Source organism: Micromonospora sp. RTP1Z1 (genome assembly GCF_033804685.1).
Lineage (GTDB): Bacteria > Actinomycetota > Actinomycetes > Mycobacteriales > Micromonosporaceae > Micromonospora.
Genome location: NZ_JAPFQV010000024.1, coordinates 1 through 17,454, shown reverse-complemented (window position 1 = coordinate 17,454; position 17,454 = coordinate 1). Strand labels below are relative to the sequence as shown.

The 17,454-nt window shown below is 70.0% G+C and carries 20 protein-coding genes and 2 pseudogenes; 12 read left to right on the top strand and 10 right to left on the bottom strand.

The window, feature by feature from the left end; genetic code table 11:
• Nucleotides 1–29: 29 nt before the first annotated feature.
• A complete protein-coding gene (locus tag SLP03_RS14290) occupies nt 30–572 on the top strand; it encodes a phosphoribosyltransferase family protein (protein ID WP_319461075.1) in 543 nt (180 codons plus the stop codon).
• A 48-nt stretch (nt 573–620) separates the two neighbouring features.
• Nucleotides 621–1,640, top strand: coding sequence for a questin oxidase family protein (locus SLP03_RS14285; protein ID WP_319461074.1), 1,020 nt, complete (start codon nt 621–623; stop codon nt 1,638–1,640).
• On the opposite strand, the gene SLP03_RS14280 is transcribed toward SLP03_RS14285, so the two are convergent.
• The 5 genes from SLP03_RS14280 to SLP03_RS14260 form a co-directional block, all read right to left on the bottom strand.
• Nucleotides 1,633–2,148 (bottom strand): alpha/beta hydrolase, encoded by a 516-nt coding sequence (locus tag SLP03_RS14280; protein WP_319461073.1) that lies wholly within the window; start codon nt 2,146–2,148, stop codon nt 1,633–1,635. The two genes, SLP03_RS14285 and SLP03_RS14280, sit on opposite strands and share 8 nt — an antisense overlap.
• Nucleotides 2,149–2,361: 213 nt before the next feature.
• Nucleotides 2,362–3,243 (bottom strand): LLM class flavin-dependent oxidoreductase, encoded by an 882-nt coding sequence (locus SLP03_RS14275; RefSeq protein ID WP_319461072.1) that lies wholly within the window; start codon nt 3,241–3,243, stop codon nt 2,362–2,364.
• 59 nt (nt 3,244–3,302) lie between these two features.
• A complete protein-coding gene (locus SLP03_RS14270) occupies nt 3,303–4,373 on the bottom strand; it encodes a MerR family transcriptional regulator (protein ID WP_319461071.1) in 1,071 nt (356 codons plus the stop codon).
• 138 nt (nt 4,374–4,511) lie between these two features.
• Nucleotides 4,512–5,075, bottom strand: coding sequence for an NUDIX hydrolase (locus SLP03_RS14265; protein WP_319461070.1), 564 nt, complete (start codon nt 5,073–5,075; stop codon nt 4,512–4,514).
• Between the two features lie 33 nt (nt 5,076–5,108).
• A complete protein-coding gene (locus SLP03_RS14260; RefSeq protein ID WP_319461069.1) occupies nt 5,109–6,002 on the bottom strand; it encodes a LysR family transcriptional regulator in 894 nt (297 codons plus the stop codon).
• A gap of 112 nt (nt 6,003–6,114) precedes the next feature.
• Between SLP03_RS14260 and SLP03_RS14255 the strand changes: the two genes are divergently transcribed.
• From SLP03_RS14255 to SLP03_RS14245, 3 genes are all read left to right on the top strand, one after another.
• Nucleotides 6,115–6,471: a DUF1801 domain-containing protein gene (locus tag SLP03_RS14255; protein WP_319461068.1), complete on the top strand. Its 357-nt coding sequence runs from the start codon at nt 6,115–6,117 to the stop codon at nt 6,469–6,471.
• 5 nt (nt 6,472–6,476) lie between these two features.
• Entirely contained in the window at nt 6,477–6,857 is a 381-nt protein-coding gene (locus SLP03_RS14250) for a VOC family protein (RefSeq protein WP_319461067.1), read from the top strand.
• Between the two features lie 90 nt (nt 6,858–6,947).
• Nucleotides 6,948–7,520 carry an N-acetyltransferase gene (locus SLP03_RS14245; RefSeq protein ID WP_319461066.1) on the top strand — a complete coding sequence of 191 codons (573 nt, stop codon included), beginning with the start codon at nt 6,948–6,950 and terminating at the stop codon, nt 7,518–7,520.
• Between the two features lie 129 nt (nt 7,521–7,649).
• Here the strand turns inward: SLP03_RS14245 and SLP03_RS14240 are convergent, their stop codons facing one another.
• Both SLP03_RS14240 and SLP03_RS14235 read right to left on the bottom strand, forming a co-directional pair.
• Nucleotides 7,650–9,026 (bottom strand): permease prefix domain 1-containing protein, encoded by a 1,377-nt coding sequence (locus tag SLP03_RS14240; protein WP_319461065.1) that lies wholly within the window; start codon nt 9,024–9,026, stop codon nt 7,650–7,652.
• Nucleotides 9,023–9,397, bottom strand: a complete 375-nt coding sequence (locus SLP03_RS14235; protein WP_109801855.1) for a PadR family transcriptional regulator — start codon at nt 9,395–9,397, stop codon at nt 9,023–9,025. The genes SLP03_RS14240 and SLP03_RS14235 overlap by 4 nt, the downstream gene beginning before the upstream one ends.
• Before the next feature lie 277 nt (nt 9,398–9,674).
• On the opposite strand from SLP03_RS14235, the gene SLP03_RS14230 reads away from it, so the two are divergent.
• Nucleotides 9,675–10,517 carry an IS5 family transposase gene (locus SLP03_RS14230; protein WP_319461064.1) on the top strand — a complete coding sequence of 281 codons (843 nt, stop codon included), beginning with the start codon at nt 9,675–9,677 and terminating at the stop codon, nt 10,515–10,517.
• A 40-nt stretch (nt 10,518–10,557) separates the two neighbouring features.
• Entirely contained in the window at nt 10,558–10,704 is a 147-nt protein-coding gene (locus tag SLP03_RS14225) for a hypothetical protein (protein WP_319461063.1), read from the top strand.
• 215 nt (nt 10,705–10,919) lie between these two features.
• Here the strand turns inward: SLP03_RS14225 and SLP03_RS14220 are convergent, their stop codons facing one another.
• The gene (locus SLP03_RS14220) at nt 10,920–11,354 is read right to left on the bottom strand and encodes a DUF6228 family protein (RefSeq protein WP_319461062.1); all 435 of its coding nucleotides are present in this window, start codon (nt 11,352–11,354) and stop codon (nt 10,920–10,922) included.
• Between the two features lie 331 nt (nt 11,355–11,685).
• Between SLP03_RS14220 and SLP03_RS14215 the strand changes: the two genes are divergently transcribed.
• From SLP03_RS14215 to SLP03_RS14205, 3 genes are all read left to right on the top strand, one after another.
• The gene (locus tag SLP03_RS14215; protein WP_319461061.1) at nt 11,686–12,027 is read left to right on the top strand and encodes a hypothetical protein; all 342 of its coding nucleotides are present in this window, start codon (nt 11,686–11,688) and stop codon (nt 12,025–12,027) included.
• A 263-nt stretch (nt 12,028–12,290) separates the two neighbouring features.
• Nucleotides 12,291–12,710, top strand: a complete 420-nt coding sequence (locus tag SLP03_RS14210; protein ID WP_319461060.1) for a hypothetical protein — start codon at nt 12,291–12,293, stop codon at nt 12,708–12,710.
• Between the two features lie 296 nt (nt 12,711–13,006).
• Entirely contained in the window at nt 13,007–13,435 is a 429-nt protein-coding gene (locus tag SLP03_RS14205; RefSeq protein WP_319461059.1) for a DUF4304 domain-containing protein, read from the top strand.
• Between the two features lie 171 nt (nt 13,436–13,606).
• Here the strand turns inward: SLP03_RS14205 and SLP03_RS14200 are convergent.
• Nucleotides 13,607–15,051, bottom strand: a protein-coding gene (locus SLP03_RS14200; RefSeq protein ID WP_319461058.1) for an IS3 family transposase whose coding sequence is annotated in 2 segments (ribosomal slippage) — nt 13,607–14,682 and nt 14,682–15,051 — 1,446 coding nt in all. Because the reading frame shifts where the segments join, the coding sequence is not laid out codon by codon here.
• A gap of 294 nt (nt 15,052–15,345) precedes the next feature.
• On the opposite strand from SLP03_RS14200, the gene SLP03_RS14195 reads away from it, so the two are divergent.
• The gene (locus SLP03_RS14195; RefSeq protein WP_319461057.1) at nt 15,346–16,401 is read left to right on the top strand and encodes an IS110 family transposase; all 1,056 of its coding nucleotides are present in this window, start codon (nt 15,346–15,348) and stop codon (nt 16,399–16,401) included.
• A 140-nt stretch (nt 16,402–16,541) separates the two neighbouring features.
• Nucleotides 16,542–16,643 (top strand): annotated as a pseudogene (locus tag SLP03_RS14190) (helix-turn-helix domain-containing protein); the annotation flags it as partial.
• A 254-nt stretch (nt 16,644–16,897) separates the two neighbouring features.
• Here SLP03_RS14190 and SLP03_RS14185 read toward each other — a convergent pair.
• Nucleotides 16,898–17,454, bottom strand: a pseudogene (locus tag SLP03_RS14185) (transposase); the annotation flags it as partial.

Here is a 17,454-nt window from a genome sequence, read left to right as displayed (position 1 = left end):
GCCTGGCGTCGGTGTCCGAGGATGGGACGGTGCTGAACGAACGCCTGGTCGAACTCTTCCGCTGGGTCGACCCCGGCCCGGAGAGCGACCACCTGGTCAGCGACGTCTCCGGCTGGTGGCGGGACGCGGAGGTGCTGCTCGCCCTCGGGCCGGCCCTGGTGGCGCCCTTCCGGCCGGCCCGGCCGACCGTGGTGCTCGCCCCGGCGGTGACCGGGCTGCTGCTCGGACCGCTGGCCGCGACCGCGCTCGGAGTGGGCTTCGTGCCGGCGCACAAGGCGGCTGACGGGCGACTCCCGGCGGGGGCGGTGAGCTGGGCGCAGAGCCCGCCCGACTTCCGGGGCCGGCGGGTCACCCTCGGCGTCCGGGACCGGCACCTCGGCGCGGGCGATCGGGTGCTGCTCGTGGACGACTGGGTCGCCACCGGCGCCCAACTGCGCGCCCTGCACCAGATCTGCGCGGCCCGCGGCGCCGAGGTGGTCGGCACCGCCGCCGTGGTAGCCGACTGCCCGCCGGAGGTGGCCGCCGAACTGGGCGTCCGCGCCCTGGTCGACGCCGCCCGGCTCCTCGCCTGACGACAAGCCCTTGACCTGTAGCACGGTTCAGGTTCGAGGATTGTCGACATGAACGACGGCATCCTGGACGAGGCGTACCAACGGCTGCACCGGACCGGCCCCGAGTTCGAGGGCTGGCTCTCCAACCACGGCCCGATGGCGGTCGAGGCGCTGATCCGGCACGGGCACGGGACGCGGGTGCACCGCTGGCTGGACGACTACCTGCGCCGCCTCGACGAGCTGCCCCGCGGGCTGCGCCCGATCGACGACTGGCGGGCGGCGCTCGGCGACCCGAAGCGGGCCGGCGACTGGCTCACCCACTTCGACCGCGAGCTGCGCGACCGCCCCTGGCGGGACGTGCTCGGCACCTGGTGGCCCCGGCTGCTGCCGGGGATCGCCGCCGGCGCCACCCACGGGGTGATCCGGGTCGGGCACGCCGTCCGGGTGCTGCTCAACGACGGCGCCGGACCGGACCGGCTGGCCGAACTGGGCCAGGCGCTCGGCTACTGGGCCGCCCGCTGGCAGCCGGTGCCCGGGGCCGGCCCGCTCACCGGCCGGTCGGACGTGACCGCCGCGCTGGCCGGGGTGCCCCGGATCGCCGAACAGACCGGCGGCATCCGGGAGCGGCTGGGCCGACTGCCCGACCTACCGCAGTGGCCCGGGGCGGTGACGGCGCTCCGCCCGCCGACCACCCCGGCGGAGGCCGAGCGGACCCTCACCGACCTGGTGCACCGGGCGGCCCTGGACTACCTCCGGTTCGGGCACGGCAACCCGGTGATGCTGGTGCACGCGGTGACCGCGCCGACCGCGGTGCTGCGTACCCTGCCGGCCCTCGACCCGGCGGCGTGGGCGCCGAGCGTCGCCGCGGCCTGGTCGGCCACCGCCGCCGTCACCTCGGTGTACGCCGCGCCGGCAGCGGTCCCGCCGCCGGCGGTCGCGCCCGGCGACCCGGCGGAGGTCTTCGCCCGGGCGGCCCGGCACGGCGACGCGCACGTGGTGAAGCTGGCCGACGCGGTGCTCGACGCGCACGCGGCGACCGGCGACGGGCGGGTGCTCGCGGCGGCCGGCTACGCCGGACAGCTCATTTGACGAAGTCCTCGACCGCGGTGCAGACCCGGCCCAGCACCTCCGCGGAGCGGGCCAGCGGGCCGGGCACCATCATCGAATGGTCGGCGCCGGGGATCTCCAACACGTGCGGGGTGAGCCGGCGGGCCGCCTCCCCGTCCCAGAGCTGGTCCGCCGTGCCACCGACCAGCAGGAACGGCTCGCTCGCCCGGCTCAGCGCGTCCGTCACGTCGGCCCGGTTGAGCAGCGGGGTGAGCCAGACCGCCCGCAGCCCCCGGTCCGCGGCGAGTGGGGCGGCGAAGGCGCCGAGCGACTTGCCGACCAGCAGGTCGGTCGGCTCCCCGAGGGCGGGCGTCACCTGCTCGGCCACCCACGGCGCGGCCCGGTCGTCGCCCAGGTCGTGGGGCACCTGCCAGGTGACCTCGTGGGTGTCGAAGCCGAGCCGGCGCAGCGCCTCGCCGACGTGGACGAAGAGCGGGGCCCGGGTGTCGTACCACCGGCCCGGAATGAGCACCGCCCGGCGGTCCGCCATGGTCGCCTCCTCGTGGTCCCGACCTCCCTCACATTAGTGCCGACGGGCCCGCCGGTGGGGGACGTGAAATGGCGCGATGGGAGATCACCGGCGGCTAGCGTCGGCGGGATGTGGCCCCGGCGACGACACGCAGTCTGCATCCGCTTCCGGCTGGTCTCGGCCGGCGACGGCGGGATCAGCACCGGTGACCTGAGCACCTGAGCGCGGCCGTCCTCAGACGCCGCGCAGCTCCGGCAGGAGCCGGGTGGCGACATCGACCAGGACCTGCTCGTCGCCGGCGTACCAGCTGTTGGCCCGGGGCCAGTGCGTGGCGACGTCGGTGAAGCCGAGCCGGGCGGCCCGGTCGACCTGCTCGGCGAAGAAGTCCGCGCTGCTCAGCGAGAAGACCGGGGCCGCATCCAGCGACAGGTAACGGTCGAGGGTGGCCGGGTCGCGGCCCGCCTGCTCCAGCGTGGCGTCCATCCGGGCGGAGAACTCCGCGACCGAGGACCACCAGCTCTCCAGGTCCTCTTCGCCCGCGCCGGTGGTCACCCAGCCCTGGCCGAAGCGGGCCACCAGCCGCATCGAGCGCGGCCCGTTGGCGGCGACCACGAACGGCACCCGGGGCTGCTGGATGCAGCCGGGTTTGTTCCGGGCATCCACGGCGGCGAACCACTCGCCGCGCCACGTCGTCCCGTCCTCGCGCAGGATCAGGTCCAGCAGTTCGGTGAACTCGGCGAACCGGTCCACCCGTTGCCGCGGCGGCAACGTCTCGCCGCCCAGCACCGCCGAGTCGAAGCCGATGCCACCCGCGCCGAGGCCGAGCAGCAGCCGACCGCCCGAGACGTCGTCCAGCGCGGTGATCTGCCGGGCGAAGGCCGCCGGATGCCGGAAGTTCGGCGAAGCGACCAGCGTGCCGAGCCGGATCCGGGAGGTCACTGTCGCGGCGGCGGTCAGCGTGGTCATCGAGTCGAACCACGGGCCGTCGACCAGGTCCCGCCAGCCCAGGTGGTCGTACGTCCAGGCGTGGTCGAAGCCCCACTCGTCGGCCTGCCGCCAGCGGCGCTGCGAATCCGACCAGCGCTGGTCGGGAAGGATCACGATGCCAATCCGCATGATCGCCAGCGTACGTCCTGGCCGGCCGGCCCGAGCGGGTCCGGCCGGCCAGGGTGGGTTCAGTCCGCGACGACGTCGGCGACCACGCAGGCGATGTTGTCCGGCGCGCCCTCGCCGTACGCGAGATCCACCAGGCGCCCGACGGCGCTCTCCGGGTCGCCGGCGCCACCGAGCGCGCGGTGCAGCGCCTCCTGCCCGACGACCGCGGAGATCCCGTCGGAGCAGAGCAGGTAGCGGTCACCGACCAGGGCGGTCCGCAGCGCCAGGTCCGCCTCGACCTGGTTGCCGCCGGCGCCGAGTGCCCGCACCAGCAGGGCGCGCTGCGGATGCGCGGCGACCTGGTCGGGCGCGAGCCGGCCCTGATCGACCAGCGACTGCACGTACGTGTGGTCCTGGGTCAGCCGGAACAGCTCGCCCCCGCGCAGCAGGTACGCCCGGGTGTCCCCGACGTGCACCAGCGCGAGTTGCGATCCCCGCCGCAGCAGCGCGGTCAGCGTGGTGATCGGCTGGTGCTCGTCCGTCGCCGCGTCGCGTACCGTCCGCTCGGCCGACTGGACCGCCCCGGCCAGCGTGGCGAGCAGCTCAGCGGCCGGCGCGTCGGAGAGTTCCAGCGGCTTCAGCGCGTCGACGGCGGCGGCGCTGGCGGCGGCGCCGCCCGGACCGCGCAGGCCGTCCGCCACGGCCAGCAGGTTCCCGCTCGCGTACGCGGTGTCCTCGTTGCTGTCCCGGACGGCGCCGGCCTCGCAGCGGACGGCGTGGCGGAAACCGAGGGCGGGTCTGGTGTCGGACATGGTGCTGCTCCCTCCGGAGAGCTGTTCGACGAGGTCGGTGACGACGCGGGCGCGGGCGGCGGTGTCGGCGCTGACCCGTCGCCAGTAGGCGTCGATCGCCGTCGCGGCCGCGGCCCGGTCGAGACCGCAGACGGCGCGGACGTCCGCCAGCGGCATCCCGGCCCGGCGCAGCGCGGCTATCAGCCGGGCTCGGTCGAGCTGACCCGGCTCGTACAACCGGTACCCGGAGTGCGGGTCGACGGCGGCCGGCGGCAGCAGCCCGAGTTCGTCGTAGAGACGCAGGGCCTTCGGCGTCAGCCGCGCTGCCCGGGCGAACGCCCCGATGGTCAGCAACTCCACGTCGGGATCCTCCTCGTACCGGTCCGGATGACCGGCACGGACCAGGCTGTGGCTTGCCCCAGGGTCAAGGTCAAGACGCGTGGCCAGGCGTCGATCACCCGCTGCTCGGGTTGGCGATCGACCCCGGGCCGGGCCGGATCAGGCGGCCAGCTTGGCCAGCATCCGGCTCAGGTGCGGTTCGACCGTCGTCGGGGCCGCGGCCGTCACCTCCGGTGGCGTCCACCAGCGGACGCCACGGAACTCACCCGGGTCGGGGATCAGCTTCTGGTCCCGGCTTCCGCTCAGCACGAACCAGAGGCTGACGTCGGTGTGCCGCTCCTCCGGCGCGCCGACGGTGTCGGTCACGGTGAGGAAGGCCGGACGCTCGCCGAAGCGCGGTGAGAAGACGGCCGGCACGCCCAACTCCTCCACCATCTCCCGGCGCACGGTCTCGGCCGGATGCTCACCCGGCTCGACGTGGCCGCCGCTGGGCAGCCACATTCCCGCCTTGCGGTGGTCGACCAGCAGCACGCTGCCGTCCGCCTCGTCGTGGAGCAGGAAGTACGCCACCAGGTGCGGCGAGGGGGTGCGGGGCTTCTCCCGGCGGAAGATGTCGTCGGTCCCGGCCAGCCAGGCCAGGCTCTCCGCCCGGTGCCACGCCTCCACCTCGTCCACTGGAGCAACCGCCTCGACCAACTCCCGGATCTCTGCTTCCACCCGCATGTCCCGGATGCTGTCAGCCGGGTACGACAGCCGTCAGCCGGCCGGGGACGGATTGGCGTCGACCGCGGCCCGGACGAACTCGCGTACCCGGGCGGTGGTGTTGGTCTCCCGCCACACCGGACCGCGCCGGATCGGCGGCCCGTCGTGGATCGGCACGTACGCCACGTCCGGCCGCGGGTAGTACCGACGGGTGTGCTCGCCGACCGGCAGCACGCCGCGACCCATCGCCACCAGGGAGAGCATCTCCGAGAAGGTGTTGCCGACCGGTCCCTTCGGCACCGGCCGCCCAGACGGCGTCCGCTCCGGCGTACGGTCGCGTTTGAACTCGGCCGAGGTCACCGCCGGGTACTGCACCACCGGGTGGTCGGCGAGGACCTCCAGGGAGACCGACTCCTCGCCGGCGAGCGGATGGCCGGCGGCCACCGCGAGCGCCCGCCCCTCGGAGAGCAGGGCCGGCCCGTTGGCCATGCCGTCGAAGGGGTACGACGCGATGAGCACGTCGATCGAGCCGTCGAGCAGGCTCGACCGGGTGGAGGCGAGCTGCGCCTCGTGGACGTGCACCGCGCAGTCCGGGTGACGTTCGGTGAAGAGGCTGACCGCCCGGAGCAGCACCGGGGCGGTCCACTCGCCGAGGAACGCCACCCGCAGCTCGCCGGTGACGCCCCGCCCGGCCTCGACCGCCCGCCGGACGGCCTCCTCCATTCCGCCCATCAGGGGGCGCAGGTCGTCGGCGAGCCGGGCACCGATCGGGGTGAGGCGGACGACCCGGCTGGTGCGCTCGAAGAGCGGCGCCCCGATCCGACGTTCCAGCTTCTTCACCACGTGGCTGACCCGGCCGGTGGTCACCCGCAGCCGCTCGGCGGTACGCCCGAAGTGCAGTTCCTCGGCCAGGGTCAGCAACGTCTCGGCCTCGTACCGCTCCAGCAAGCCGCCCCCATCGTTCGATCTGAGTAAACGATCGTAGCCCGACCGGGGCTTGGTCCGGATCGGCGTCGGGACGAGTGTGGAGTCGTCCCGTTCCGCACTGACAGGAGCCCCCGTGAACACCATCACCGACTACCTGACCGGCCTCGACGCCCCGCTCCGGGAGGTCGGCGAGAAGCTACGACCGGTCATCGACGCCGGCCTGCCGAACGCCACCGGCGCGATGTGGCACGGACACCCGACCTGGAGCCTCGGCGACCGGCCCGGGCAGCGACCGGTCTGCCTGCTCAAGGCATACCCGTCGTACGTCACCTTCGGACTGTGGCGCGGGCAGGAGATCACCGACCCCTCCGGGCGGCTCACCCGCGGCGCCCGGCAGATGGCCTCGGTGCGGCTCCGTACCGTCGACGAGGTCGACCCGGCCCTCTTCACCGACTGGCTGCGCCGGGCGCACGAGCTGGAGGCGAGGTGACCGGCGTGCGGGTGACGGCCTTCGACCACCTGGTGCTCACCGTCGCCGACGTCGAACGCGCCCTCGGCTTCTACTGCGGCACACTCGGGCTGGAGCCGGTCCGGGTCGACCGGTGGCGGGCCGGCGAGGTCCCCTTCCCCTCGGTACGGGTCACCTCGGAGACCATCATCGACCTGGTCCACGGTCGGCGCGGCGAATCGAACGTCGACCACATCTGCCTGGTGGTGGAGCCGCTGGACTGGCCGGAGGTCATCGACTCGGGTGTCTTCGACGTGCTGGTCGGGCCGGTGCCGCGGTTCGGGGCGCGGGGCAGCGCCACCTCGATCTACGTACGCGACCCGGACGGCAACACCGTCGAGCTCCGCTGGTACCCACCGGCCGCCTGAGCCTCGAACTTCCGGACACCGAAAAGCCCCGGCGGGGACTGCGGTTCTGGCCGGGCTCTTCGTCCGTGGAACGCGATACCGTCGGAGGCTGTGACAGCACCTGAGATCACCGTCGCCACCCCGGCCGACCGTCGACGTGTCGTCGGCTCGCTGGTCGTCGCCTTCACCAAGGATCCCGTGCTGCGGTACCTGTTCCCGGGCGAGGCGACCTATCCGCGGTACGCCGCCGCCTTCTTCGGGCACCTCTTCGACAAGCGGGTGCACAAGGGGACGGTCTGGACGATCGGACGCGGCGCCTCGGTCGCTATCTGGGAACCTCCCGCAGCCGAGAGCGGGTCGCCGGAGGACAGTCTCGCCGCCCACCTCCCCGCCGACGCACTGACCCGCGTCCGCGCCTACGACGAAGCCGTGCACGCCGCCCTGCCGACCGCCCCGTTCTGGTACCTCGGCGTCCTGGGCACCCATCCCGCCATGGCCGGTCGTCGTTGGGGCCACGCTGTCATGGGAGCCGGACTGCGTCGCGCCGCCGCGGACGGACTGCCGGCGATCCTGGAGACCAGCAACCCCGCCAACGTCGAGGTGTACCGCCGCGCCGGCTGGGAGGTGGTGCGCGCCGTGCCGGAGCCCCTGACCATCTGGATCATGCAACAGTCGACCCACTGATTCGGAGGACAAGGGCGGGCTGGCGGAGCGGAAAGAGGCCCTGCTCTGGACTTGAGGCCTGAGCAGGGCGGCAGGCCTGTCACACCGATGGGGTCGTCGACGTCGCCGTCATGGGGTGGACCTTCTCGGTCAGACATAGCTGAACAACGGAGGGAAGAGGAGGACCACGATCCAGGCCCACACGGCGTACACGGGTAGGTAGCCGGTCTGCCAGCGCTCGAGCGCCGCGAACGGTGTGCGCCGCCGGATGAACCTCAGCAACAGCCACGCCGAGTAGGCGAGGTTGGCCAGCAGGATGACGTTCTCGCCGAGCGCGGCAGCCCTGTTGGGTGTGGTGCCGTACTCGTCGGTGATGCGTCCGGTGATCGCGAGCAGTACCAGTACGTCGATGGCCAACGCGCTGACCACGAGAGCGAGCTGAAGTTTGTCGAACAGGCCGGTCGGGGCCAGCGGATCGCGGGCTGAGATCGAGTAGAGCAGTAGCCCCAGCACCACGACCAGCAGGAGGTCGAACAGGATCAGCGCTTCGCGCTCCACGTTGATGCCATGGCTGGTCCAGACGACGGCGACGAGGAAGGCCAGCAGTGCTGCCGTGAACAGCGGAGTGAATAGCCGCGTGAGCACCGGGGCGATATTTTCGACCACGCTCTGCTTGGCCTCGACCAGCCACCCGGCCACGACAGCCCCGGCCACGGCGCCGCAGGGAAGGAGCCACTGCGAGATGAACTCCTGCGGGATGATCCCGATGGCTTTGAAGGTGTGGAACAGGAACAAGCTGAGCACACCGCCGCCGAGGGCGATGAGGACGAAGTAGATGAGCCACTCGCCGGTGAAGCGGATGAAGTCCATGCGTCGGCGCGAGGAGCGCCAGTCGTCGGCAACGTAGGCCAGACCCACCACAAGCCACAGGGCGATGGGGAGGTGGATGCTGGTGAGGACCAGCGACTTTGACTCCTCGGCCAGGGGGTAGGCGTTGGCCGCCACGGCACCGAGCCCGAACAGCGCCACCAGTGTCCCGATCAGCGGGCGTCGGGCCTGTCGGCGCCAGGCCAGGAAGACCGCCAGCCAGGGCAGGGCGAACAGGGTGAAGTTCCGCGCGTAGAACGCGCCGTCGTCCGCCAACCTCAACCCGAACAGCTCCGGCACCTTGATGGACGCCGCCGCGCCCGCCGCGCAGATGACCATCGCCCACAGGTCCCGCCGCGACCGCGTGTCCGCCGCCGGGCTGTCAGGGTCGCCGGTCAGCACCAATTGCTTCCACAGCCGTTCCGAATGCTCCCGGGCGAACTCGCGCGACAGTTCGTCGAGGCTGCCCATCCGCTTCACCGCGACGAGGAACGCCTCGTCCGGGCTCAGGCCTGCAGCTATGAGCTCGTCGACGGATCCGCGGAGATGGTCTTCGAGCTCGTCGGCGTCGGACGGCTGCAGTTCCCTGCGGCGCTGTACGTACTGACGCCACTGCCCGAACTGCGCCTCCAACTCCTCCTGACCCTCCCGCGCCGTCATGCCCGGCACCCCAGCGGGATCGCCGTCAGCGGCCTGCGGTCGCCGAGGCCGAGCCAGATCTCCTTGAGCGCGTCGGTGACCGTGTCCCACTGGCGGCGTTGCTCGGCCAACTCAGCCAGGCCCTTGTCAGTGATGCGGTAGTACTTGCGCCGCCGCTCGCCGGCTACCGACTGCCAGCTCGACTCCGAATAGCCGAGGCGCTCAAGCCGGTGCAGCAACGGGTAGAGCAGCCCCTCGGTCCAGTCCAGCTCGCCACCGGACAGCTCGTTGATCCGCCTGAGGATGGCGTAGCCGTAGCTCTCCCCCTCGGCCAGGATGCCGAGCACCATCGGTGTCGCCGAGGCGGCCACCAGATCCTTGGCGACCTTCACGAGAACTCACCCCGTTCCATACCCTAGAAGTATTGTGCATAGTACTGCTAGGTATTGCGTGGCACAACGGCCCGGTCACGCGTCCGTGGCGGCGGTACCCGCGATCCCGCCGCAGCCAGATGACCTCTCATGGGCAGCCGATGAGAGAGCGACCCCACCGGTCACCTCGACTAAGAGGTCGCGCGGAATGGTGAGGTTGCCCGGCGCGTCTGAACGGGTGCAGGCACAGAACCGGTGATCATGAAGGTGCTTACGCCTCGTGATCACGGGAGGTTCTGTGCCTGCCATCCCAGCATGGCTGATCGAGCCGTTGTGGGTCCAGTTCGCCGCGCTGCTACCCGATCGGCCCACCTACCAGCCGACCCATCCGTTGGGCTGCCACCGCAGGCGGGTCGATGACCGGATCGTGTTCGACAAGCTGATCCAGGTACTGCGGTTCGGCTGCTCCTACGAGGCGATCGCCGACAGCACATGCGCGGCCACGACGATCCGTAACCGTCGTGACGAGTGGATCACGCTCGGGTTGTTCGCCCAGCTCAAACAGATCGCGGTGGAAGCCTACGACCGGCTCGTCGGCCTGATGTTGGACGACATCGCCGTGGACGGCTGCATCACCAAGGCCCCCGGCGGCGGTGACTGCGCCGGACGGTCCCCGGTCGACCGGGGCAAACAAGGCATGAAACGCTCATCGATGGTGGACGGCTACGGCATCCCCCTGGGCCGGGTCCTGGCCGGCGCGAACCGGCACGACTCACCGCTGCTCGGCCCCACCCTCGACCACCTCGACGACCTGGGCCCACTGCCCGACGAGGTCACCGTGCACCTCGACGCGGGATACGACTCCGCCGTCACCCGCACCCTGCTCGCCGAACGCGGCCTGACCGGCAAGATCGCCCACAAGGGAGACAAAGCACCCATCCAGGCCGGGCAACGGTGGCACGTCGAGCGGACGAACAGCTGGCACAACGCGTTCAACCGGCTGCAACGCTGCTACGAACGAACCGAGAAAGTCATCGACGCCTACTTCGACCTCGCCGATACGATCATCACCGTCCGTAGCCTGACCCGACGCGCGTGGACCATCTACCGGTGGGACACCCGTCCCACCCGGCGCCCATGACCACCACCCATTCCGCGCGACCTCTAAACCTGGCCGCCGGATGGGTCACGCCTCCACCCGCGCCGCGATGATCTATCAGCACACCGCCCGCGACAGAGACGAGCACATCGCCGACGCGCTCAGCTCGCAGATCAAACAGGGCCGGGATCGGGCACGTAACGGGCACGGCAAGCACGGGCAGCGATAGCAACGAATGAGGCCCCAGCCAGGAAACCGGTCCTGAGCTGGGGCCTCACGTTGGAGCGGGTGACGGGAATCGAACCCGCACTGTCAGCTTGGGAATTGTCGATTCCCGCCTGTTTAGGGGCTTCGCGGGCTGGTCGCCCCGGTCCTACGTGGCCTGGTCTACCACCGGTTCGCCCTCACCAATGGCACGCTAATGGCACGTGGTCGACCTGGCGGCTACGTGCGGAGGAGGTGGGTGAGGTCACCGGCGAAGCGGGTCATCTCCTCCCCCGCTTCGAGCACGTAGACCGCTCTAGCGGACCAGGCTGTGTCCTCCAGGTCGAGACCGGGAGCCCGGAGAGTCACGCCCAGCGACACGTATCCTCGTCCGTCGTGCCGGGCATCGATCGCGAGCTCGCGCTCCATGGACGTCCAGGTACGGACCCCGTTCCAACCATGCCAGTCCGCTGCGAGCCCCTGAACGAATCCGGACAGCGTCGTAGCCAGGTCGGCATAGAGGCCGTCGATCTTGGCGACCGTCGAAGCGGTCATACCCTGCTCGTGCAGCTCAGTCGCGATCGTGTAGACGTAGCCGTCACCGTACGGATCCTGCGGCGCATGGACGACCCGTCGCGCACCGCCGGAGGGCTGCAATACAAACGGCTCACTCATGGTGGCTCGCAGTATGCAGGGTCGTTGACGGCCTCGCCTTCGCGTTTCCTTGTCGATGCACGCGCCCATCTGATCCGTAGCCTCGGCCGGGCTGTCCGGCTCGGTCCAGAAGGGTCGGCAACTACTGGTCTCAGCGCTCTACTCGTCCGCTGCTGCGTCGGTCCGTCCAGCGCCGTTGCTGTCACCCGCTGCTGTCACCCGCTCGACGGCAGCCAGCTCGGCAACCAACTACTCGGAGGGACTGCACCGGGGGCGAGCGGAACGGCACGCCCGTGGTGCGGAGCCGATGGTCGGCCGTCTGCCGTTAGATGCCGTTGCTAGCCTTCCGGGCGTGGGCGTGGACGTTGAGCTGATCAGGGTCGAACAGTTGGGCACGAGCCCGCGCCGCCGGCGGGATTTTGAAGTAGCTGTAGTAGGTGACCCGCACTTCCGGTTCGCTGCCGTGCTTGAGCGCTCGCAGCACGGCGGCAGGACTCCGATGGTGGACCGCATCGACCCCTACGGGCTGCTGGAACTCACGCCCGCTGAGATGACTCAGTTCCTCGGCGAATTGGATGTTCTCGTTGCGAACGTCCAGAACGTCGGCGAGCGCCAGGTGCTCGACGTCATTCGAGGGTTCGCCGAGCGATGCCGCGTCGATTCAGACCTGCGTCTCCGATTCGTCGGCGACTAGGCCGTTTAGCGCCGGACCGTGCTGGGACTGCGACCACGGTTTAGGAAATGTCGATCAGAGGTCGATGGCGGTCCGCCTGCCTGGCCCTCTTCCAGGTCACGCCCTGGTCGCCGTTGTCATCGTTGACTGCGGTTGTCCGTCGTCGACCACCGCATCGGGCACGCCACGGGCATGACGCCCGGCCGATTGCGCGCCCTGCCGCGCTTTCACCATGTGCCATGGTCGTGCCCGTGGATCCGGGCCCGAGCTCCATCATCGCTAACATGTTGGGCGCCGTTGCGCGGCGGGATAACCCCGGGTTCTTCACCTGGCGGAACGAGATGAACCGGAACGACTTGGCGCAGCAACTCCTCTACCCGTTCCTGTACGAAGTCTTCCGCCTGCTCGTCGTACGTCGCTTCCACGACAGTGATGAGGTCGCCGAGATCCGCGGCTTCCTTGCGCAGCCACGGCTGTTGCTGTGGCCCGAATCCGGCTTGTGCGCCCCCGATGCGGAGGCCTTGATCCGGTCCGCCCTCGGCGCCTCCGGCCTAGTCGGCCACCTGGCAACCGGCGACATCGTCGTCCTTCGGCTCCAGCTCATGACCTACCTGGTCGAAGATCTCAAACTGTCCCCGACGGACCTGGATGCTCTGATCGCCGAAGCGGAACGGTTCGTCCTTGACAGCGAGCTTCCGGCCTGACCGCCCCCAGGCTCCTCTGGAAGTCAACCGGCACCGTCAGTTTGGAAGAGCGTGCTCAACTGGTCGTGATGCCCAGAACGCCTGCGGCCGGCGGCCGCTGGTGTTGCGGCTCGTGCCCGTTCGTGACCGCTGCGCGCCGCCGCTACTGGCCCATGGGTGGCCCAGGGATGCCATCCCCAAGCGCCCGGCGCACGCTCCGTCCTGATCTCCGAGGGAGGGTCGGGGTCCGGGGCAGCGCCCCGAGTCAGTCGTGCTTGACGCTAGGTTTTGGTTCCCAGACCAGAACGGGTGATGACGTGGGCGATGTGCAGACTACCTATCGTGCGATGCTGCGCGACGATATTGCCCCCGCTCTACGCGCCCTCGCCTTCAAGGGATCGGGCTCGCGGTACAGCCTGCCGGACCCGGAGTCCTGGGCGCTGCTCGGGTTCCAATCCTCGCGGTTCAACACCAGCGAGTCCCTGACGTTGACCGTCAACCTCTGCGCTGTGTCACGGCTCGTCTGGGAGTCGCGCAGGCGTGAGCAGAGCCACCTACCGGAGAGGCCGTCGCCGGGCACCTTCTACGGTCATTCCGTCTGGTCCTGCCGCCTGGGCCATCTGATGCCCATCAACAAGGACGTCTGGTGGGATCTGCACGTAGACGCTGCTGCCAAGAATGTTGCGAGCGAGGTCGTCGCCGCCATCAGCGCGTATGGCCTTCCAGCTCTCCGCGAGCGGCTTTGATCCAACGGCCTTCGACACGGCCGGCCGGCCCGGCCCGCTTGCGGGCCGCCTTGATCCAGTACAGGCCAATTCGGCGACAGATCACAGGCAGCGTCTGTCCCGTCACGGGACATGCTTGACAGCGAGGATGTCGGGGACGGAACTTGTCAAGGTCGGTGGGACCAGTGGGTGTTACGCCGCTTGGGGTAGCGGTTGATCGGTTGCCGGTTCGGGCGGGTTGATCCAGACGGCGTCGGGCAGGTGCAGCGTTTTCGGTCTGGGTCGGCGGGAGAAGCGTTCGGGGTGGGCGGTCCAGGCGGTGTCGAGGGCCTGTTCGCGTTGTTTCTGTTGGGTCGCGGCGTGGCCGTAGTGGACGTCGGCGGGGGTGTGCAGGCCGATGCCGGCGTGGTGGTGTTCGTGGTTGTACCAGGCGAAGAACGTGTCGCAGAACGCGCGGGCGTCGGCCAGGGATCCGAAGCGTTCGGGGAACGTGGGGTGGTACTTCACGGTTTTGAACGCGGCTTCGGAGAACGGGTTGTCGTTGCTGACCCGGGGTCGGGAGTGTGTGCGGGTGATGTGCAGGTCGGCCAGGAGTGTGGCGACGCGGGTGGAGGTCATGGAGGTGCCGCGGTCGGCGTGCACGACGTGCGGGACGCCGTGCAGGGTGATGATCTCGGAGATGAAGTCGTGGGCGATCTCGGCGCTTTCTCTGGCGGCGACGTGGTGCCCGACGATGTATCGCGACCAGATGTCGATCATGACGTAGGCGTCGTAGTAGACGCCCTTGGCCGGGCCGGGGAGTTTGGTGATGTCCCAGGTGAACACCTGCCCCGGCCCGGTCGCGGTCAGCTCTGGACGGGCCCGGGTGGGGTGTCGGGCCTGGCGGCGCCGGTCGACGACCTGATCGTTGGTGCGCAGGATGCGGTAGAGGGTGGAGATCGAGGCCAGGTAGACGCCCTCGTCGAGCAGCGTCGCGAATGCCTCGGTCGGGGTGGTGTCGACGAACCGGTCGCTGTCGAGCACCGCCAGAACGTGAGCGCGTTCAGCGTCGGACAGTCGGTTCACCGGCGCCGGCCGCGGCGCCGGCGCACGCCCATCAGGGGTGCGGGCGCGTCGGTGGGCGGTGCTGCGGGCGATCCCGGTCAGCCTGGCCGCACTTCGGGTCGACGTCGCTGCGGCGAGCAACTGGGTGTGGGCGTCGGTCAGGGCTTGGTCGGCTTGGTGTCGGTGTCCGCGCTCTCGGAGATCTCGGCCAAGAGCGCGTGTGCTTTTCCCATGATGTCCAACGCCGCCTCAGTCCGGGCGATCTTGCGGTTCGCCAGCTCCAACTGGCGGCGCAGCCGGGCGATCTCGGCCTGCTCCCCACTCGGGCGTCCGACGCTCTGACCGGGCTTCTTCCCCTCGAGCAGGCCGGCATCACGGGCACGGCGCCACTCACTCATCAACGACGAGTACAAGCCGTTACGGCGCAGATACCCGTTGCCGTCGCCGTCGGCAACGGCCTGCTCATACTCGGCGAGCAGCCGCAGCTTCTCCGCCGGAGGAAACGACCGCCGCCGTGGCCGGTCTGATCGGGGTCCTTCCGTCGTCATGGCCCCATCGTGCCTGACGGACATATCTGTGCTGGGAATCGTCATCGAAGGAGAATCCATCCTCGCCCCGGGAGGGCTACTTGCTCTGAACCACTGGACTCACCCAACCCTGACACCCAGGGGGACGCTGCTGGGCCGGTCTGACCCGATGCTTGACCGACGCGAAGGTTGCTGTCCTGCGAGTGATTCGTCGGCCGGTTCAGTGGCGTCGCCCCGCACGCGGCCGAACGGGCGTCGTGACCTCAGGAGCTTGTGCGAGAAGCCCCGTCGCTGTCTTGTCCGCCCGCCCGACCGGCGCGTGCCGCCCACCGGTGTCAGCGAAGGGACGGCCAGATCAGCATGACGCAGGACAGCCAGCAAGCGCAGCGCATCGTCGGTGGAGTCGATACGCACGGCGAGACCCATCACGCCGCGGTGGTCGACAAGGTAGGCCGCCAGCTGGCCGATCGACAGTTCCCGACCACCCCGCAGGGATACCGCCACCTGTTGACGTGGTTGCGCAGCTTCGGCGACTTGGACCGGGTGGGTGTGGAAGGCACCGGTGCCTACGGTGCCGCATTGGCGCGGCTTCTGCATCAGGCCGGCGTGCTCGTGGTGGAGGTGGATCGACCTGACCGCAAGACCCGCCGGATGAAGGGCAAGTCCGACCCGGTCGACGCCTACGCCGCCGCCCTGGCCGCGCTGTCGGGCCGGGCAACTGGCACGCCGAAGAGCCGCGATGGGCGCATTGAGGCCATCCGCGCTCTCCGGGTGGCCCGCCGCAGCGCCGTCAAGGCCCGCACCCAAGCGATCAACCAGCTACGCGCCCTGCTCACCACCGGCCCCGCTGAGCTACGCGAGCAGCTACGCACCCTTCCCACCGGCGCATTGATCACCACCTGCGCCCGGCTGCGTCCCACCGCCGATCTGGCTGACCCGGTCCAGGCCACCAAGGCCGCGTTGCGCCGGCTGGCCCGACGCCACCAGCAGCTCTCCGCCGAGATCAGCGAACTCGACAGTGATCTTGCCCCGCTGGTAACCGCCGCCGCACCCGAACTCGTCGCACAGCCCGGGGTCGGCATCGACGTTGCCGGCCAGCTCCTGGTCACCGCCGGCGACAACCCGCAACGGCTGAAGTCCGAGGCCGCCTTCGCCCACCTCTGCGGCGCCGCCCCCATCCCCGCCAGCTCCGGGCGCACCAACCGTCACCGGCTCAACCGCGGCGGAGACCGCTGGGCCAATCGCGCCCTGCACACCGTCGCCCTGTGTCGCCTCCGCTGGGACCCCGACACCCGCGCCTACGTCACCCGCCGGCGGCAACAAGGCCTGTCGAACAAAGAGATCATGCGATGCCTCAAACGCTTCATCGCCCGGCAGATCTACCACGCACTGCCCAGACCACGAGTCGCCTCGTGAACACAAAATGCCGGTTGACTATCCATAGGAGCATCAGTGGCGTCCCACCAGATGCTTGACATGATCGATATTCGGTTTCTTCATCACGTGATGGTTGCGGGCATCGCGGGCTGGGGAGGCCGGGATTGGCGCTGGTGGAGTTGTCGATCGTGGAGCAGCGGTATCGGGCGGTGTTGGCGGTGCGGGCCGGAGAACCCGTGGTCGAGGTAGCAGCTCGGACGGGGGTGTCTCGTCGGAGTATCTCGGCCACCACGATCCTGGATTCACGCTGCGTACGTACACGCATCTCATGCCGGAGAGCGAGGCGCGTACGAGGCGGGCGGTGGACGCGATCCTCGGCCGTGGCCTGATCGATGTTCATGGCCTGTGGACGGCCTGAGATGCCTGCGTTCCGCAGCTTCGCTTCGATATAGTCCGCGAATCTGGGGCTTGAGCTGGGCAAACACGGGTCGGCCCGGTGACATGGCGTGTCACTAGGCCGGGGTGTTCGTGCTGGTCAGGCGGTTGCGGGTGTCGCGTTGATGACGCGTGGCGGTTCGGTGATCTTCAGCTTGGCGAACAGGGCCTTCTGGGGCTGCGACAGCTCGGTGCGCTGGCGGAAGGTGCCGGCGGCGCCGGTGAACACGCCGACGTGCAGCCGCTCGGCGTCGGCGCGGATTTTGCTCCAGGTGTGGCCGGTGGTGGTCTCGGCGACGCGGATGAGCAGCAGCGCCAGCCAGCACAGCAGGATGTGGGCGCGGATGCGGTCTTCGCGGCGGTGGAACACCGGCCGCAGGTCCAGGGTGGTCTTCATGTCGCGCCAGCCACGTTCGACTTCGAGGAGCTGCTTGTAGCCCAGGGCGATGTCCTCGGCGCTCAGCTTCGGGTCGGAGCAGCGCAGCAGGTACTTACCGTCCAGGCGCGCCTCGGCCTTGACCGCCGCTTGCTCGATGCGCAGCAGGCCGCCGGGTGTGACACGTAGGTAGCGGTGCAGGCCGGGCTTGGTGGAGATCACCCCGCGTAGCTCGGCGCGCTTCGTGGCGCTCAGCTTGTCCGAACCGTCGATTTTGGCGG

Excerpts from the sequence above, each read along its gene's own strand:
- SLP03_RS14210 (WP_319461060.1), top strand. The coding sequence starts at position 12,291 with ATGTTGGGCGCCGTTGCGCGGCGGGATAACCCCGGGTTCTTCACCTGG.
- SLP03_RS14220 (WP_319461062.1), bottom strand. The coding sequence starts at position 11,354 with ATGAGTGAGCCGTTTGTATTGCAGCCCTCCGGCGGTGCGCGACGGGTC.
- SLP03_RS14240 (WP_319461065.1), bottom strand. The coding sequence starts at position 9,026 with ATGACGGCGCGGGAGGGTCAGGAGGAGTTGGAGGCGCAGTTCGGGCAG.
- SLP03_RS14275 (WP_319461072.1), bottom strand. The coding sequence starts at position 3,243 with ATGCGGATTGGCATCGTGATCCTTCCCGACCAGCGCTGGTCGGATTCG.
- SLP03_RS14285 (WP_319461074.1), top strand. The coding sequence starts at position 621 with ATGAACGACGGCATCCTGGACGAGGCGTACCAACGGCTGCACCGGACC.
- SLP03_RS14195 (WP_319461057.1), top strand. The coding sequence starts at position 15,346 with ATGACGCAGGACAGCCAGCAAGCGCAGCGCATCGTCGGTGGAGTCGAT.
- SLP03_RS14265 (WP_319461070.1), bottom strand. The coding sequence starts at position 5,075 with ATGCGGGTGGAAGCAGAGATCCGGGAGTTGGTCGAGGCGGTTGCTCCA.
- SLP03_RS14280 (WP_319461073.1), bottom strand. The coding sequence starts at position 2,148 with ATGGCGGACCGCCGGGCGGTGCTCATTCCGGGCCGGTGGTACGACACC.
- SLP03_RS14225 (WP_319461063.1), top strand. The coding sequence starts at position 10,558 with ATGGGTCACGCCTCCACCCGCGCCGCGATGATCTATCAGCACACCGCC.